The sequence below is a fragment of the Bacillus sp. lyk4-R2A-2 genome (assembly GCF_030209735.1).
Lineage (GTDB): Bacteria > Bacillota > Bacilli > Bacillales > Bacillaceae > Bacillus > Bacillus pumilus.
This window is the reverse complement of sequence record NZ_JARVRK010000012.1, coordinates 146,022-162,077: the sequence shown is the minus strand read 5'-3', so window position 1 is coordinate 162,077 and position 16,056 is coordinate 146,022. Positions and strand designations below refer to the sequence as shown.

The window sequence follows — 16,056 nt, the reverse complement described above, 5'->3', positions numbered from 1 at the left end:
ACAATTTGCTATTGTTTTATAGTTCACCTTATGAATAAAATGAGAAGAATGCAAAATAGAAAACAGTTGAATGAAAGGAGGAAGTCTCATTGGCTATTGCTGCTCGTACAAAGGATAAACCTCAAAATTCTGTCACTGGATCAACGGTTTATCCCATTTTATTGATTATTGGCATTTGCCATATGCTCAATGACACTTTGCAAGCCGTTATTCCTGCCATGTTCCCTATTTTAGAACGCTCAATGGGGCTGACCTTTACACAATTAGGGCTGATTGCCTTTACATTAAATATGGTCTCCTCCGTGATGCAGCCCGCTATTGGGTGGTACACAGATAAAAGGCCGATGCCTTATGCACTCCCGGTTGCTTTATTTTCTAGTGCTGTCGGTATATTCGGGCTTGCGTTTGCGCCTTCCTTTGCCACCATCTTGCTTTGCGTTGTCTTTATCGGACTCGGCTCTGCCATTTTTCATCCAGAGGGCTCCCGCGTTGCCAACATGGCAGCTGGTCCAAGACGAGGACTTGCACAATCTATCTATCAAGTAGGCGGAAATACAGGTCAAGCCTTTGCTCCGCTGATCGCTGCTTTAATGCTCGTCCCTCTCGGTCAGCCAGGCGTGGCTTGGTTTACGATTGTTGGAATGATGGCTGTCGGTTTCCTTCTTTATATTTCAAGATGGTACGCAGGAAGACTTCAAACCATTCGAGCTCAAGCGAAAAAAGCTCCACCAAAAGCTGCAAGATCTGAACTTCACCGTAAGTCAGCACTCACAGCACTTGGCATTATCGTCTTTCTCATCTTTGCCCGCTCTTGGTATGGAAATGCGATATCAAATTTCTATGCGTTTTATGCGATTGAACAATATGGATTGACGATTAAAGAATCACAGACTTATATTTTCTTATTTCTCATTCTAGGTGCAATTGGGACATTTTTAGGCGGACCGCTTGCAGACCGCTTCGGCAAGAAAACGGTGATTTTAATTTCCTTATTGGCATCCTTTCCACTTGCCTTGCTGCTGCCATTTGCCGGACCTGTTTTTGCCTATGTTTTACTTGGACTGATTGGAGTCATTCTGACGTCAAGCTTCTCTGTCACAGTCGTTTATGCTCAAGAACTATTTCCCGGGAAAATTGGCACAATGTCTGGTTTAACGGTTGGACTTGCGTTTGGTATGGGTGCAATCGGATCGGTCGCTCTAGGCTCATTCATTGATGCCTTCGGTTTAACGCCTACCATGATCGGAGTCGCCTTTTTACCGATATTAGGCATCCTTGCATTCTTACTACCTAGCGATCAAACCATCTCCAAATGGAATGAATCATAAAAAGGAGAAAACCGCTCAGTGATTGAGCGGTTTTTTCATATCTCATAAAAATGCGTATCAGGTACATGCTTCTTTGCAATAAACCCTTGCTGGAATTCCGGAAAGACCTTTTGCACCTGTTTGATTTTTTGATGAACCAAATCGGCATATGGAATATATAAATGATCCACAAGCTTTTGTTCTGTCATATAGTAATACCAATTCAGATTAAAGGTATTCTCATCAATGATCGTAAAGGCAGAAAAATGATAGAACAAGAGTGGACATTCGTCGAGATACATTTCCCCTTTCACAACTGAAAGCTTGTAGTTTTCAATATTCCAAATCGCGGCATTGGCTCCTTTAGATGTCACCACATGGACCCCTTCAAAATCATCGATCCATCTTTCAACATACCGCTGATCTCCATACGTCTTATTTTTTGTATCCATTTCGACTGTACAGTGTGCAAGACAGTTTTCCTTCCATTGTGTGACCGCCCGTTTGGCAACGTCTGTGTTGCGGCAGCCGACAAATCCAGTATTGAAGCGGCCAGATAACTCATAAAAGTGATAGAACCGCTTGGAATTCATATGATCCGTCAAAAATAAATGAGCGAGTGGATTCTCTGCAAATATCGCCTCTGGATCATGATAAAAATACAAATCCGTATCCAAATGGGCGAGATAATCCGCTTCTGAGGACTCAAGGATTTTGAGCAAAAAAACGGGCTTTAACGTCCAGCAATACTCATGGAACGTCCGATCATCCTTTGCCTTTCGTAGCGTGTCATCTTCAATGTCTTCAAGCTGTTCATATTGAACGTGCGGATGCGGGAATTCACTTAACACCTTGTAAGCCAAAGGATCTGCGCATAAAACTGACAACTTGAATGAATGAGCGGTTTGTTCAAGCGAATGAAGCAGCGCCAAAAGCTTAAAAACATGGGTATTCGACACAATGGTTGTAAAATGATAACACGCCATCTACAACACATCCACTTGAAACAAATCAACGCGTAATAACTCTTTTGTCAGCCCTTGAATGGCTTCTACAACCACTGTGCAGCCATATTCCTGCCGCGCAAGCTGTGCTGCCTCGGACAGCTTTTTCAAAGGGACATGTCTAGCGGTCAGCTGATCTTTATTATCGCGTTTGATGCCTACGTTCCGCTCTGTGATCAAATGAAGCAGCTCTAAAAAATAAGAGAGCAGACCATCGAATACCGGATTTTCACGCAGCTGCCGAACCTCTTTCACAATGTCATTTGTGACGGTGTGAGAAAATGGACCAGAGAAAGCCAAATGGACATCAATGGCATCAATATTGTTGTACTTCTCGCACATATACAAAATGTTATATTTGATGTCATCAAATGACGTTAAATTACTTGGATGCTCCTGATGCACGCTCATGATATCCTCTCGCAATTCAAAGGAGAGACCAAGCTGATGCAGACGAATTCCTAAATCATAATCCTCAAACCCGTACCGAACGATCTGTTCATCAAACATCCCGAGCGCGATGACATGCTTGCGTTTGACAGAGGAGTTATTCGTAATAAAAAATCGCCACGGCAGCTCATAAGAGCCTAAATCATAGTTGTACGTGCGCAAAATGTCTTTGAGGATAGCAATAAACTCAGACTGCAAATCGAAGCTTTTCTCTAGAAATGCACCATTTTCAACTTCCTTCATTGATAAAAGAGGCGTTTTATCATTCATTTTCCGCTTATACAGGCCTTGCTTTTTCAACCGATTGATATGATCCTGATCAAATGCTTCGTAAAAATAACGATAAATCCGCTTCCAGCATACACCACAAATGACAAGGTCCTCATGATCAGCATGTGCCTCCGCATGCTTTTGAATAAATTGCGGCTCTGCCAGCATATCGCTGTCATGGAATATCAGCAGGTCTCCCTCCGCCTCGCGAATGGCATGATTGCGCCCCTTGGCTATCCCTTGATTGACAGGAATACGCACCTTTTTAAACGGGAAATTCACCTCAATGTTCTCAAGCATTTCCATCGTGCCGTCCGTTGACCCATTATCGGCGACAATGACCTCAAACGGAATATCCGTATTCTGAAGCGTTAAAGAAAAAAGACTCCCTTCTAAACGCTCCTTGGCATTATAGCTCGGAATAATGACGCTTACCTTTGGCTTCTCATTCATGCGTCATCCTCCTCCAATTTGGCATAGCCGTTAAACAGCGGATCGACCTGCTCAACAGATTCAATCACATGGCGCAGCACGTTTCGATAGGCTTCTTGGAAAAACGGCAGATCATCTCTCCCCTTTTCATGAATTTGCTGCATCTCTTCCTTGCTCACGATGCGAAAGCCGCTGAAATGATAGCAAATGAGCGGATGCCCATCCTCCAGCAAAATCCGTCCATTTTCTTCTCGATAGGAATGCTGTCCATAATTCCAATGACCAATATTCACGCCTTTTGTTTGAATATCCTCCACTTTTTCAAACAGCTTCGGCATATGATCGAGATATCCTTGATCGCCAAACTTGCCTTCTCCCGGTGCATTTTTGCATTCCTTCAAGCATTCTTCCTTCCACCAACTGAGGCATTTTCGTCCGGCTTTATCTCCTTTAAAATGCAGGAAGCCAGAATTATAGCGACCTAAAAGCTTTTGAAGCATTTTCACTTCCTCAGGATCGAAGCTCGGAATCACAATATCCCCTCTCGAAAGTAAAACAGAGGCATCCGGCTGATGTTGAAAAATCACTTGCGGGCTCTCATAAAAAAATAAATCCGCATCAAGATAGGTTACTCCTTCTGCCTGCTCCTGTTCAAATAACCACTCAATCCACATCGGCTTTAATGTCCAGCAATATTCCGAGGCATCCCGTTCCTCTTTTTTCTCCAGCAGCTCCGGCGTTTCGAGCTCCCGTACATGAACAAGATCAACATGAGGAAAATTCATTTTTTGAAGCAGATCAAATGCAGCATCATCCATACATAACGTCTTGATGACAGCATCATCTTCTACTTGCTTCAATGACAAGAAAAACGCAATGGCTTGATAAAGTCTTCCACTTGATAGAACCGTACAATATATGCTGTTCATCTACTCACACCTCTATTTTTGAAAGAATTCGCGGTACCATTCAATCGTCTTCTCTAAACCTTCATCAATCGAGTAGTCTGGCTTCCAATCAAGCAGCTTTCTCGCCTTTTCTGCCGACAAATATTGATGCTTTATCTCATGCGTTCCTTGGTTTAAAATACGAGGCTTCAGTTCACTGCCCATTGCCTTTAAAATCTTATCCACGAGTTCAAGAACCGTCAGCTGAATTTCATTACTAAAGTTAAAGGCTTCTCCAGCGAGCCCTTTTTCCTCCATCTTCTCAGCTAGCAGCAAATAAGCCTTAACCGCATCTTCAATGTAGAAATAATCACGAATAAATGTCCCGTCACTTCTAATTTCCGGCGCTTCTCCTTCTAGCACAAGCTGGATGGTTTGCGGAATGATTCTGTTGAAATTTAAATCCCCGCCCCCGTATAAATTGCCACAGCGCGTAATACAAACTGGAAGACCGTATGTGTTGTAATACGTGTGAGAAATTAAATCTGCACAGCTCTTTGATACATCATACGGATGTTTCCCATTTAGCGGCATGTCTTCATCGTATGGAAGCTGCTCCTGATCGCCGTATGCTTTGTCACTTGATGCCACGATGACTCGTTTGATCAGCGGCTGTCTTCTGCACGCCTCGAGTACATTCCATGTCCCTAAAATATTGGCTTCAAATGTAGAAACAGGGTGTCTATTTGCGACCCCAACAATGGCCTGCGCCGCCAAATGGAAGACAGTATCAATTTCGTATTCTCCTAACGCACGTTCAATCGTTTGCATATCCTCCAATGCACCTTGCACCACATTCATCTTTTCAAATTGACTGCCTTGATATAAATTCGACCTTGGCACCTGATCACGCACAAGTCCCGTCACGTTTGCCCCTTGATCAATCAATTCCTTGACGAGATAGCTTCCCAATAGTCCTGTACATCCAGTCACAAATACGTTTTTCCCATTCCAAAATCCGCTCATGCCGTCACCAAACCTTCCATGGTTGTTTTCCATTTGTCCACATGCCATTGATTTCCTTCAGGTTCTTATACGTATCGATCGCTGTCCAAAATCCGTGGTGCTCATAAACCGCAAGCTCTCCATCATTCGCCAGATTTTGAAGAGGCTCCGCTTCAAACACGCATTGATCATCGTCTGTCAAATAGTCAAATACCTTTGGAGACAACACAAAAAATCCTCCATTGATCATCCCGATACTGTCTGTCTTCTCAGAGAAGGATTGTGCCATCCCGTTATATACCTTCAACGTCCCGTACTGTGACTTCTTTTCAATTCCTGTGACAGTCGCAGCTGCCCCAAGATCCTGATGACGCTTCAGCAGATGAAACATATTGACATTGGCAAGTCCATCACCATACGTCATCATAAATGTCTCATCCCCAATGAAGTCCTGTGCCTGCTTTAACCGTCCGCCTGTCATCGTATTCTCGCCTGTATCTAAAAAAGTGATTTTCCAGTTCTCTGACTTTCCTAAAAGCTTCATCTCCCCTGTCGCCATATCTAGCTTCATGCTGTGATGCCGCCAGTCGTAGTTCAGGAAATACTCTTTGATCTTCTCTCCTTTATATCCAAGCAATAAGATAAACTCATCTACTCCGTAATACTGATAGATTTTCATAATATGCCATAGAATAGGCCGATCTCCGATCATAGCAAGTGGTTTAGGAAGCGCTTGTGTGACCTCACTCATTCTCGTTCCCTTTCCTCCGCAGAGAATGACTGCTTTCATCTTCTCCCCTCATCTCTCTATGAAAAATTTTTGATTGAAAACCTTATCTTTATGCGGAAAATCAGTACATGTACCCTCATACTTTGTCCGACATCAGGTTTTGAATCTACTCTATTCATATGTCGAAATGAGAGAGGGTGCCACCTAGCATTTAACTATTTTTCTTAAATATTTCATTTTTAAGGTTATTTTAAGGTTATTTACCTATTTTTACATTGATTTAAATTAACATGAGTGGTTTAATTTTACTATAGGAGGGATTTTTATGAAAAAAATTATATTGTCTAGTATTTCATTACTTATTTTCACATTAGGATTAGGAACAACGACTTATGCCGCAAGTGATATGACTGGTACAGAGTATGTACATAGGACCGCCACTAAGAGCAAAAAAACTTCTTTTACTCATACTGCCACAAATACCAGTAGTAAAACTGATAGAGTCAGTTATTCGGTAAGTACTACAAAATCTACAACTGCTAACTTCAGTGCTTCTTATACTTTAAAAGCTATGGTTCACGAGGTCGGGATAAAAACCGAAATTGGCTTAGGTCAATCAAAAACAGAAAAAATCACAATAACTTGGTCCATTCCACCCAAAAGCAAATATATACTGACTGCAGGTACTCAGTTTGTAAAGGGATCTGGAGTAGTAAAAAAATGGAATGCAGGAAAAGTAGTTAGCTCGAAATCGGTTTCAGCCACGTGGTCTTTTGGATCATGGAGTACGAAAAAGAAAGCTAAAAAATGAACTTAGGAAAAAAGTGTATCACTTTTTTATTTTTTATGTTGATAATCAGTCTATCAGGTTGTCATAATATGAAAACTCAGAAAGAAGACAGTGATGCAATTGCACTTCCTTTAGAAGAAAACTTTACACCTCCCAATTTTGAAATAAATAAATTCAAAATTAAAACAAGTCCATTAGGAGTAGAATATTCAATTGACTATACTTTACGAAGCAAATTACATTTTATTCTAAATGTACACAATAGCGAATATTACTTTTTAATAAACATACCTGAAAAAATATCTGAAATTATTAAAGAACAAGAAACAGATTTGATTCCAGGACAGAGGACTTTTAGTTTTAATCAATTAAACTATAACATCACCTTTAATTTACAAACATCTCATATGTTATCAATTAAAGAACAACAAGAGATTAAGACAACTAAAGAAGGTTACAGCTTTTACATTCTAAATCATGAAAAAAGACCAATTCATTATTTTGATGATATTGAACTTTTATATGAATCATCTAAGTGATAGAATACAAAAAATCCATCTATTTTTAAGATGGATTTTTTGTATTCTTGCTCTAAGTTTAAATTGTATATTATCAGGGTAGATGGTATGATAAACATGTGCATCAACAGCACAAACAGCCTCTTTTTATCAAGAGACTACTAGATGGAATGAATTCAAGTGGCAGCTTGCTTCATTCTCAATATGAATCACGGAGGTGAAATCCCATGGCACAAAACGTACTTTGTGAAGTGAACTCTTGCCGTTTTTGGGCTGATAACAGCTGTACGGCTTCTACCATTAAAATTGGTAAAAACACAATGACTGATGTGACTCGCAATACTGAAACTGATTGCGAAACATTTGAAACAAAATAAGTGATTTTTCTGAGATGAAGGAACTGGCAGGTTCCTTCTTTTCTTTTATCATTCTATCAAGAATGATAATTATTATCAAGTGTTTTTCCATAAACATTTCTCGGGAAATAATGACACGATATTTCTCCATTCGTTGACGATTTTCACTCCTTTTTCTATACTCAACATATCCGAAGAAGAAAAAGTGGTGACCAATCAATGGATTTTACGATACGTTTTCTATCATTCTTTGTCGTAGAAATCGAAGGCAAAGATGAACAAGCAAATAAACGGTTCAAGCATTATCAAACATTAGATCAAGAGGAATTTGAACAAAGTGAGCTGAAGGACTTTTTAGATGGTGAGCTAAAAAAAATCGTCAAACGAAAAGTGGACAGACACCCTAAATCTGAACAAGTACCAACCAAAATTGGCCGGTTCATTGTCGAACCCGGTCATGAACTCGATTCAAATCCAAACTACAATTTATTTCATCAGACGAGATTTGCCGATACAAAAGAAGTATTTAATGAATGCAGTGAACAGTTTGTTCGCACGTATTTAGATACAAGTGCTGTCAGAGGCGGCGTTTTTTTAGTTGCGTCTGCCGTTCCTAAAAAGTACTTCGATGACTCCTTTGTCTTTATTATGAAATGCGATTTTGAACAGAAAGTTGCTTCTATCGCTGATACATCTACCTTGATCAAAAAAGTAGAAATGGCTATTACAACAAAAAACATGAAATCAATTCAATACCCTTTTATGCCAGAAGAGGGCATGACAGAGGAAGCTGAAGTGAAAATTCACCAATCCTCACATGCTCGTTATTTTGAGGACTTTCTGAAATTCGTCGAATACGGAGAATCTATGCCTGAAATCATGAAATCACAGGTCATGAACATGGTGCAGGAACAAGTATTTGAAACATTACAGGATGAAAGTGAAGAATTAAAGCAGTTCGAAGAGGATCTTGAAATATGGGAAGCGAGTGAAAAACGAGAAATTAGAGAAACACTCGATACAGAACAGGTCACACTAGCAGCTTCTCACATTGTGGAACAAACCCCTGACATCACAATGAAAATGCGTCTAGGTGAAACAGAAATCAAAGGACTTCTAGCGGACTTTGGCCACTCGATCCATATTGCGAAGGTCAACAATCGATATGTCGTGCTCGTCGAAGCAGACCAAATTGTCTTCGAAAAAGGAAGCACACCTGTTGAATTCCATAAACCAAATGGATTAAAAGAGGTTGTCAGCCAGCTCACGCAAAAAGCCTACGATTCAGACTTAGAATAAGAGAATATGACTGCCTCCTGCGATCAGCTGCATGAGGCAGTTTTTTTATATAACGCTTTATTTTTTACACTGCACTAGAAGAAACATGCTGCCCGCCTCTTACCCACATGCTGACAAGCATTAAGCTTATGATGAGCATCAACCAAAAGACGCTGTTTGTTCCGAAAAACTGAATCAACGTATACCCGCACAAAGGCCCTAAAGCAGCCCCCATATCTTGAACAAAAGAATAGCTGGCGAGAAAGCGGTTCTTATCTGTTTGAGCAGAGGCTTTTTGAAAGGCAAGTGTATCGGTGAACGTTGTGACAATCGTTGCCAGCAGCTGAATCAAAAGCAGCATCAATAGGAACCAGCCGCTCACCTTCAGCATGACCCCAAGAAAACTGAGCCCTCCAAATGAAAGAAACATCCAGCATAGCATTCGTTCCTTCATCACAAGCCGATCAAACCATTTGCCCGTTCTCGGTGCCACAAATGGTTCCCATCCCCACCTAATTGCTTGAATCACACCGCTTAAAGCCGAAGCTCCGATGACAAAGCCAAACAGAGTCAATTGATCCTGGTCAATCTTTGCTTCAATGACATGACTCAGCGTGGATGCGAATAAACCTTGAATGATCAGTGCGATCAGCATGCCTGTTATCAGTACTTTTACAACATCTCGTGTAAACCACTTTTGTTTGATGCCATGATACACCTGCGTGCCTTCTCTCTTTTCAATTTCATCCAACGATACATAAAAAATGCATCCCATCAATGTAAGTAAACCAAAGACTAGCGTCATGGACTGGAAGCCGATCAAGCTAGCAAAGATTCCGCCAAATAACATGCCAAATAAACTGCCAAGCCGGTAAAGCCCATTATAAAGCCCCGTCAAATGTCCTTGTGAGCCTTCGTCCATTTCAGCCAAAACCCTCATCCCGCTCATTCGGAGTAATGTCCAAGCGAGACCCCATGCGCAGCGGCAGATAAGCAGCAGCCAAAAGCCGCTCATCCCATATAATATCGTGGTCACTGACGCGATCAAAATCGCGATCAATACACCCGTCTTCATTGGGATATAGCGATAGAGCCACCATACGACAGGTGCTAGCGGGATACGAATGAATCGGTTGATGGACAGCAGTAACCCGACCTCCCAAATGGATGATAAACCAATCTCTTTCCAATAGACCGGGAGAACAATATAGAGCATTGAATCCCCAATAAGTGCAAATGCTGTGATGAGCGATATTGACACAACTTGCTTTTGACGACGATCCATTTTTTCTTCCCCCTTCGCTACCTTTACGATAAGGGATGCCTTATAATAAATCTAATGAATGTTTTTAATTGTTTTATCAAAATAATTGATAGGTGGTGCGAAGTTGAATTTACATGCCCTTCGGATTTTTGCAAAGGTCGCAGAGACAAAAAGCGTCACACAAACTGCCGACGCACTATCTTTGACACAGCCAGCTGTGACGGCTCAGCTTAGAAGCATTGAACGAGAGATCGGGTTTCGCCTTTTTAAACGAAACGGTCGGGGCATTGCGCTCACAGAAATGGGAAAGATGCTGTATCCTTATGCCCGGCAAGTGTTTGAGGCTGAAAAGGAAGTAGAATATCAGATCACGCTATTACAAAACGGGAAGAAGGGGCGCCTCCGCATCGGTTCTACCTATGTACCACTCAACTTTTTACTGCCTGATTGGCTGGCTGCTTTTAAAACGTCATCACCACAGTCAGAAATCGAATTAAAAAGCGGAAATTCCGCTCAAGTGATAGAGAGCCTGCTTCAATATGAATCAGATGTCGCCATCGCTGTAATTGAAGATTTGCATCATGAGGAGATCGTTACCTCTCATTTGACGAATTTAAGCTATGATTTTATTGTGCCAGCAGACCATCTGTTGAACGGAAAAACCGTTCCGCTAGAGCACCTGAGTCAGGAGCCCTTTTTAATGCGTGAAGAAGGCAGCTCCACTAGAGATAAGCTCTTTTCCCTGTTCACCTCGAAAGGAATTAAAAAACCGACTGTTGATTTACAATTCAGCGGTGTTCATGAAGCGATTCAAATGATTAAAGCTGGCTATGGGATCACACTTGTTCCCCGTGATGCGGTTCAAGGCAGTCTCAAGCGGAAAGAGATTGGGCGTGTATATATCGAAGGCATAGAAATCGTCAGACCTGTTGTGATCTGCAAACGGGCGAATGATCTTGAAGAGAATAGAACCGTGGATGCCTTCCTGCAAATGAAAGATATCGGTCCATTTAAGGAGCCTACTGCAAATTAAAAAGGTGCCTGCATGAGAAACAGGCACTTTTTTCTATTCTGCTGGCTGCACGATGTCATACGGTACAGCCTTTGAGGCTTTCACTAATTGTTCTGGTGTGATCAGTATTTCATTTCCCCATTCACCTGCTCCAACACCTAATACTTCTTCCTCTAATAGCGAAGCTTCGATGATGGTGCGGAAGCCTTCTGGCTGCCAGCAAAACGGCGGTATTGAGCCAATTCGGTAGCCTGTCACTTCCAGAACCTTCTCTGGTGATGCCATTTTAATATTACGAGAGCCAGCCGCTTTCTTTAGTTTCCCTGACTTAATATGCTGGTCAGCGCCAACCATCACAAGCAGCTGCTCTCCTTCCCCTGTTTCAAAAATCAATGTCTTAATCATTTGTCTCTCGCGAAAACCAAGGGCTGCTGCTACATTTGCGGCTCCCTTCTCTGTTTCGGAAGAAAATGTTTTGATCTCATATGGGATGCTGTGCTGATTCAAGAATTCATGTGCTGGCAGTACTTTCATTGATTTGAACCCCTTTCCTTACGATGTCTTTCATTTAGCTTATCACAATCCTCTCATCCTTAAGATGTATTTTTCAATGAAAAGCCACTGGGTCCTTCTTCACCATGCTATACTGAACTTGTTTTTGAAAAGGAGCCGGTTGGATATGGGAAACAAGTTTTGGTACTATACAGGCAGTAAAAGCCTTCTCATGCTAAGTGATATTCTATTTGTCATGACGATCACATTTGTGATCTATCAAGATACACAATCTGTTGCGTATGCGGCTTTATTTCCGTTAATAAGAACGCTATGCCAGCTATTAGCTGGGCTCATCTCTCCTGTTTTGGCAGATCACTATCAAGCGGGCCGGCTGTTGAAATGGGTCCCGCTTTTACGTCTTGGGATGCTCATCGTGTTTACAGCTCAATTTCATTTCTTTCAGCAGCATATGATTTGGCTGTTTGGTGCGCTCATTCTCATTTCCATCACAGGCGGGTTCATTAGCCCTTTATTGCAGGCCATCATGCCGATGCTTGTGCCAGAAAATCAGCTTGTGAAAGCGAACAGTACAGCCTCCATTTTTCAACAAACGGTTCAAATTGCCGGCTATTCGTTTACTGGAATGCTCGTTCTGTTCATTGGTCCCTTTTATTTAATGTGGATCACTTGTTTGATGATTGTGTTGTCTTATTTATTTTGCATCCCTTTATTTCCTCTTCTTAAGCAAGAAGACACCGTTCGAAAAGCAAATAAGATGAACAGTTTCAAGGATGGCTGGACGATCATTTGGACAAATAAAACAATTCGCACCCTGACCTTTATGGATGTGTGTGAAAATATAGCAGGCGCTGTGTGGATTGGGGCAATTACGCTTGCCTTTGTCACACAAGATTTAAACGAAAGTGAGGATTGGTGGGGATTTATCAATGCCGCTTATTATACCGGCGCCATTCTAGGCGGGCTCTTGGCTGCGTGGATAAGCCGGTTCATTCAAAAGCAGCTTCTTCTCTTTATGGCAGCTGGTTCATTCATTTATGCAGTGCTGACCATTGTCTATTCACTGAACAGCCTGCCGTGGCTTGCTTTGCTGCTTTGTATTTTGATGGGGCCTGCCTATCAAATTCGTGATGTTTCACAGCAAACCATTCTTCAAACGGAAACGCCCGTCCGAGATTTATCTAAGGTGTACTCGGCTCATTACGTCCTTTCCTCTGTATCTGTCGGTTTATCTATTTTCTTTGTTGGATTGATTGCAGATGCATTTGGAGCGAGGACTGTGTATTTGCTGGGCGGCTTGTTTGTGCTCATCTGTTCCGGGATTGCCATCCTCGCTTTTATGAGGCAGAAAAAAAAGAGCGGCTGATTCATGCAGCGGCTCTTTTACTTTTCCTTTAACATTGCGAACATATCACGCGCCATCGCTTCTAAAATATACACAACGGGCGTCTGTGTCGTAATATTAGCTCTGTGAACCCGTTCGTCTGTCACGTAATAAGCAATATTTAAATCAGAAATGCGCGAAACCGTACAGTGCTGATTGTTTGTAATGCTAATGATTTTGCTTCCTTCTCTTTTTAACTTCGAAATATGATCAATCGTAATACTGTTCTCCCCTGATACAGACAGCACAATGGTGACACTATTGTCTAAATACTGCATATTCATCGGGAAAAACGGATCATTGATGTAAAATGAAAATTTCTCAAGACTTGAAAAGTACCTCGCCCCATACTGCGCCAAAATGCCAGAGCTGCCAGTGCCAATAAACAGCACATTTTTTGCATCGGCAATGAGTCTTGCTGCCTCTTTAATTTTCCCCTCAAAGTCCCCTTTTAGTGTTCGTTCAATAAATTCATACAGAAAGTGCTGGGTGCTTTTTAAAGTAGGTGTCTGCTCTGCTTCTAAATACATTTTAAGCTTCACTTTAAACTCTGAAAAGCCTTCACAATTTACTTTTCGGCAAAAGCGAAGGACAGACGAGGTGGATATATGGGCAGCATCTGCTAAGTCCCGAATTCTCATATACACGACCTTTTCACTGTTTTCCATGATGTATCGGTATAAAGCGCTTTCTAGTTCATTAAAGCTGGAAATAACCTCACTTGAAAACATCTGACTTCCCCTTTCTCCAACAGCATGTCACAATGTGTTTCTTTTATGTAACAAGTCTCTAAATAGGGCACCCTTGCCTAAAGACGCTGAAGTCATTTACGCACGAGCTGCTCTCACGATAAGCTATAGATGTACAAACAAAAGAATTGGCTTTTCTCTATTATAACATTGCGCGTTACATTATTCGGAGGTGCAGAACATGGCAAAAGGATTAAAGGTTGTCACAATTGGCGGAGGATCAAGCTATACACCAGAGCTTGTAGAAGGATTTATTAAACGGTACGATGAATTCCCGATTAGCGAGCTTTGGCTTGTCGATATTGAAGCGGGAAAAGAAAAGCTTGAAATCGTCGGAGATCTTGCAAAACGAATGGTGAAAAAGGCAGGACTTCCAATCGAGGTCCATTTAACATTAGATCGCCGGAAAGCGCTTGTGGACGCTGATTTCGTCACAACACAATTCCGTGTCGGACTTCTTGAAGCACGTATGAAGGATGAACGCATTCCTTTAAAATATGATGTCATTGGTCAAGAAACGAATGGTCCAGGAGGTCTATTCAAAGGGCTTCGCACCATTCCAGTCATTCTTGATATTGTGAAAGATATTGAAGAACTGTGCCCAAACGCATGGCTTGTGAACTTCACAAATCCAGCGGGTATGGTTACAGAAGCCGTACTTCGCTATTCAAACCATCGCAAAGTCGTGGGCTTATGCAACGTGCCAATCGGCATTCGCATGGGAATTGCCAAAGGGCTTGATGTCGACGCAAGCAGAGTCGAGGTCAGCTTTGCTGGATTGAACCATATGGTCTTTGGACTCAATGTATTCTTAGATGGCAAAAGTATCATGGATCAAGTCATCGAAGACATGGCAGATCCAAACTCCACGATGTCGATGAACAACATTCATGCCATTCCGTGGGATGCTGATTTCTTAAAAGGGCTTGGCGTGATTCCATGTCCATATCACCGCTACTACTACAAAACAAGTGATATGCTGACTGAAGAAAAGAAAGCAGCAGAGAATGAGGGCACTCGTGCAGAAGTCGTTCGTGCACTAGAAAATGACCTGTTCGAGCTGTACAAAGACCCTGATCTTGATATCAAGCCACCACAGCTTGAAAAACGAGGCGGTGCCTACTACAGTGATGCGGCTTGTAACTTGATTGCATCCATTTATAACGACAAGCATGACATTCAGCCTGTGAACACGATCAACAATGGTGCCATCAGTGACATTCCAAATGATTCTGCTGTTGAACTGAACTGTGTCATCACAAAAGACGGCCCTAAACCAATCGCTGTTGGCGAAATGCCAGTCGCAGTCAAAGGACTTATTTCTCAAATTAAATCCTTTGAACGTGTTGCCGCTGAAGCAGCCGTGACAGGCGATTACAACACAGCACTTGTCGCAATGACGATCAACCCGCTCGTCCCATCAGATGCCATTGCAAAAAGCATCCTAGATGAAATGCTAGAAGCACACAAAGAATATTTACCACAGTTCTTCAATAAAGTAGAAGCATAAAACAGAACCGCACTTGTCGACAAGTGCGGTTTTCTTATTTCTCTGTAAACAACTGATCCATCTGAGAGCGGTCATAGTCTAATAGCCAGTGCTGTAGATCAAAAGCATATCTGACAATTTTCAAAGCACGATCCCCTGCTTTTTCTAATACAACTGATTCTTCTCCTAATGACCAATCTGCCACTTCAAAGCGAAGCCCAAAATGCCACCCATAAAAAAGAGGCGGCGTGAGGACAAGATTAGGAAAATGACTTTTTAAAAAACTATCGGTTTGATCGCTCATGTCATATCCTTCCATTGGTTTTATTTCTTATTTTACCGTTGAAGCTGATGGAATTATAATTGGAAATAAACTGTCATTTCTTATATGATAGAAAGAGATGGAGGTGTGACCAATTGAAAAAATGGTTTTTACAGGTGTTCCTCACAGCATTGATCACTATGTGGATACAGGCTGGACTTGATCAGGTGAACATCATTTATATCACCAATGTATGGGTCGATGTCAGCAGCTGGATTCTGATCTTCTTTGTCATCTACGCACTTTTTGAATGGACAGCTCACGTCTTAGCAAAAAGGAAAACCGTTCATCGCTAA

General features: G+C 41.7%; 18 protein-coding genes. 9 read left to right on the top strand and 9 right to left on the bottom strand.

Translation table 11 applies throughout. The annotated features are described in order from the left end of the window. Nucleotides 1-89: 89 nt before the first annotated feature. A complete protein-coding gene (locus tag QRN39_RS17850) occupies nt 90-1,328 on the top strand; it encodes an MFS transporter (RefSeq protein ID WP_284907807.1) in 1,239 nt (412 codons plus the stop codon). A 35-nt stretch (nt 1,329-1,363) separates the two neighbouring features. Here QRN39_RS17850 and QRN39_RS17845 read toward each other — a convergent pair whose 3' ends face one another. From QRN39_RS17845 to rfbF, 5 genes are read right to left on the bottom strand one after another with little or no spacing between them, the layout of a single operon-like run. Next, a complete protein-coding gene (locus QRN39_RS17845) occupies nt 1,364-2,293 on the bottom strand; it encodes a putative nucleotide-diphospho-sugar transferase (protein ID WP_284907806.1) in 930 nt (309 codons plus the stop codon). Continuing rightward, nucleotides 2,294-3,484: a glycosyltransferase family 2 protein gene (locus QRN39_RS17840; protein ID WP_284907804.1), complete on the bottom strand. Its 1,191-nt coding sequence runs from the start codon at nt 3,482-3,484 to the stop codon at nt 2,294-2,296. Next, the gene (locus tag QRN39_RS17835; protein WP_113386820.1) at nt 3,481-4,392 is read right to left on the bottom strand and encodes a putative nucleotide-diphospho-sugar transferase; all 912 of its coding nucleotides are present in this window, start codon (nt 4,390-4,392) and stop codon (nt 3,481-3,483) included. The genes QRN39_RS17840 and QRN39_RS17835 overlap by 4 nt, the downstream gene beginning before the upstream one ends. Before the next feature lie 12 nt (nt 4,393-4,404). Further along, on the bottom strand, nt 4,405-5,376 hold the full coding sequence (locus QRN39_RS17830; protein ID WP_041816148.1) for a GDP-mannose 4,6-dehydratase: 972 nt from the start codon (nt 5,374-5,376) through the stop codon (nt 4,405-4,407). Between the two features lie 4 nt (nt 5,377-5,380). Beyond that, nucleotides 5,381-6,145: a glucose-1-phosphate cytidylyltransferase gene (rfbF, locus tag QRN39_RS17825; protein WP_003214374.1), complete on the bottom strand. Its 765-nt coding sequence runs from the start codon at nt 6,143-6,145 to the stop codon at nt 5,381-5,383. A 265-nt stretch (nt 6,146-6,410) separates the two neighbouring features. Between rfbF and QRN39_RS17820 the strand changes: the two genes are divergently transcribed. From QRN39_RS17820 to QRN39_RS17805, 4 genes are all read left to right on the top strand, one after another. Continuing rightward, nucleotides 6,411-6,896, top strand: a complete 486-nt coding sequence (locus QRN39_RS17820; protein WP_284907803.1) for a hypothetical protein — start codon at nt 6,411-6,413, stop codon at nt 6,894-6,896. A gap of 68 nt (nt 6,897-6,964) precedes the next feature. Next, nucleotides 6,965-7,414, top strand: a complete 450-nt coding sequence (locus QRN39_RS17815) for a hypothetical protein (protein WP_284907802.1) — start codon at nt 6,965-6,967, stop codon at nt 7,412-7,414. A gap of 206 nt (nt 7,415-7,620) precedes the next feature. Continuing rightward, complete coding sequence (locus QRN39_RS17810; protein WP_080984809.1) at nt 7,621-7,770, top strand: DUF1540 domain-containing protein; 150 nt, start codon at nt 7,621-7,623, stop codon at nt 7,768-7,770. A gap of 198 nt (nt 7,771-7,968) precedes the next feature. Continuing rightward, entirely contained in the window at nt 7,969-9,048 is a 1,080-nt protein-coding gene (locus tag QRN39_RS17805; RefSeq protein WP_012009211.1) for a DUF3900 domain-containing protein, read from the top strand. Between the two features lie 64 nt (nt 9,049-9,112). On the opposite strand, the gene QRN39_RS17800 is transcribed toward QRN39_RS17805, so the two are convergent. Beyond that, nucleotides 9,113-10,312, bottom strand: coding sequence for an MFS transporter (locus tag QRN39_RS17800; RefSeq protein WP_113386819.1), 1,200 nt, complete (start codon nt 10,310-10,312; stop codon nt 9,113-9,115). 103 nt (nt 10,313-10,415) lie between these two features. Here QRN39_RS17800 and QRN39_RS17795 point away from each other — a divergent pair, with 103 nt between their 5' ends. Next, a complete protein-coding gene (locus QRN39_RS17795) occupies nt 10,416-11,324 on the top strand; it encodes a LysR family transcriptional regulator (RefSeq protein ID WP_284907801.1) in 909 nt (302 codons plus the stop codon). A gap of 33 nt (nt 11,325-11,357) precedes the next feature. Here the strand turns inward: QRN39_RS17795 and QRN39_RS17790 are convergent, their stop codons facing one another. Further along, nucleotides 11,358-11,837, bottom strand: a complete 480-nt coding sequence (locus QRN39_RS17790) for an aminoacyl-tRNA deacylase (RefSeq protein WP_034664582.1) — start codon at nt 11,835-11,837, stop codon at nt 11,358-11,360. A 145-nt stretch (nt 11,838-11,982) separates the two neighbouring features. On the opposite strand from QRN39_RS17790, the gene QRN39_RS17785 reads away from it, so the two are divergent. Continuing rightward, nucleotides 11,983-13,182 carry an MFS transporter gene (locus QRN39_RS17785; RefSeq protein ID WP_284907800.1) on the top strand — a complete coding sequence of 400 codons (1,200 nt, stop codon included), beginning with the start codon at nt 11,983-11,985 and terminating at the stop codon, nt 13,180-13,182. A 17-nt stretch (nt 13,183-13,199) separates the two neighbouring features. On the opposite strand, the gene QRN39_RS17780 is transcribed toward QRN39_RS17785, so the two are convergent. Next, a complete protein-coding gene (locus QRN39_RS17780) occupies nt 13,200-13,931 on the bottom strand; it encodes a MurR/RpiR family transcriptional regulator (RefSeq protein ID WP_137055419.1) in 732 nt (243 codons plus the stop codon). Nucleotides 13,932-14,130: 199 nt separating this feature from the next. Between QRN39_RS17780 and QRN39_RS17775 the strand changes: the two genes are divergently transcribed. After that, nucleotides 14,131-15,459, top strand: coding sequence for a 6-phospho-beta-glucosidase (locus QRN39_RS17775; protein ID WP_284907799.1), 1,329 nt, complete (start codon nt 14,131-14,133; stop codon nt 15,457-15,459). 34 nt (nt 15,460-15,493) lie between these two features. Here QRN39_RS17775 and QRN39_RS17770 read toward each other — a convergent pair whose 3' ends face one another. After that, complete coding sequence (locus tag QRN39_RS17770; protein WP_249118333.1) at nt 15,494-15,742, bottom strand: DUF3885 domain-containing protein; 249 nt, start codon at nt 15,740-15,742, stop codon at nt 15,494-15,496. A gap of 113 nt (nt 15,743-15,855) precedes the next feature. On the opposite strand from QRN39_RS17770, the gene QRN39_RS17765 reads away from it, so the two are divergent. After that, nucleotides 15,856-16,056, top strand: coding sequence for a hypothetical protein (locus QRN39_RS17765; protein WP_284907798.1), 201 nt, complete (start codon nt 15,856-15,858; stop codon nt 16,054-16,056).

Bases quoted from the DNA above. Each gene is read 5' to 3' on its own strand.
- QRN39_RS17805 (WP_012009211.1), top strand. From the start codon at position 7,969: ATGGATTTTACGATACGTTTTCTATCATTCTTTGTCGTAGAAATCGAA.
- QRN39_RS17820 (WP_284907803.1), top strand. From the start codon at position 6,411: ATGAAAAAAATTATATTGTCTAGTATTTCATTACTTATTTTCACATTA.
- rfbF (WP_003214374.1), bottom strand. From the start codon at position 6,145: ATGAAAGCAGTCATTCTCTGCGGAGGAAAGGGAACGAGAATGAGTGAG.
- QRN39_RS17845 (WP_284907806.1), bottom strand. From the start codon at position 2,293: ATGGCGTGTTATCATTTTACAACCATTGTGTCGAATACCCATGTTTTT.
- QRN39_RS17775 (WP_284907799.1), top strand. From the start codon at position 14,131: ATGGCAAAAGGATTAAAGGTTGTCACAATTGGCGGAGGATCAAGCTAT.
- QRN39_RS17830 (WP_041816148.1), bottom strand. From the start codon at position 5,376: ATGAGCGGATTTTGGAATGGGAAAAACGTATTTGTGACTGGATGTACA.
- QRN39_RS17800 (WP_113386819.1), bottom strand. From the start codon at position 10,312: ATGGATCGTCGTCAAAAGCAAGTTGTGTCAATATCGCTCATCACAGCA.
- QRN39_RS17780 (WP_137055419.1), bottom strand. From the start codon at position 13,931: ATGTTTTCAAGTGAGGTTATTTCCAGCTTTAATGAACTAGAAAGCGCT.
- QRN39_RS17790 (WP_034664582.1), bottom strand. From the start codon at position 11,837: ATGAAAGTACTGCCAGCACATGAATTCTTGAATCAGCACAGCATCCCA.
- QRN39_RS17840 (WP_284907804.1), bottom strand. From the start codon at position 3,484: ATGAATGAGAAGCCAAAGGTAAGCGTCATTATTCCGAGCTATAATGCC.
- QRN39_RS17835 (WP_113386820.1), bottom strand. From the start codon at position 4,392: ATGAACAGCATATATTGTACGGTTCTATCAAGTGGAAGACTTTATCAA.
- QRN39_RS17810 (WP_080984809.1), top strand. From the start codon at position 7,621: ATGGCACAAAACGTACTTTGTGAAGTGAACTCTTGCCGTTTTTGGGCT.
- QRN39_RS17815 (WP_284907802.1), top strand. From the start codon at position 6,965: ATGAAAACTCAGAAAGAAGACAGTGATGCAATTGCACTTCCTTTAGAA.
- QRN39_RS17785 (WP_284907800.1), top strand. From the start codon at position 11,983: ATGGGAAACAAGTTTTGGTACTATACAGGCAGTAAAAGCCTTCTCATG.
- QRN39_RS17770 (WP_249118333.1), bottom strand. From the start codon at position 15,742: ATGAGCGATCAAACCGATAGTTTTTTAAAAAGTCATTTTCCTAATCTT.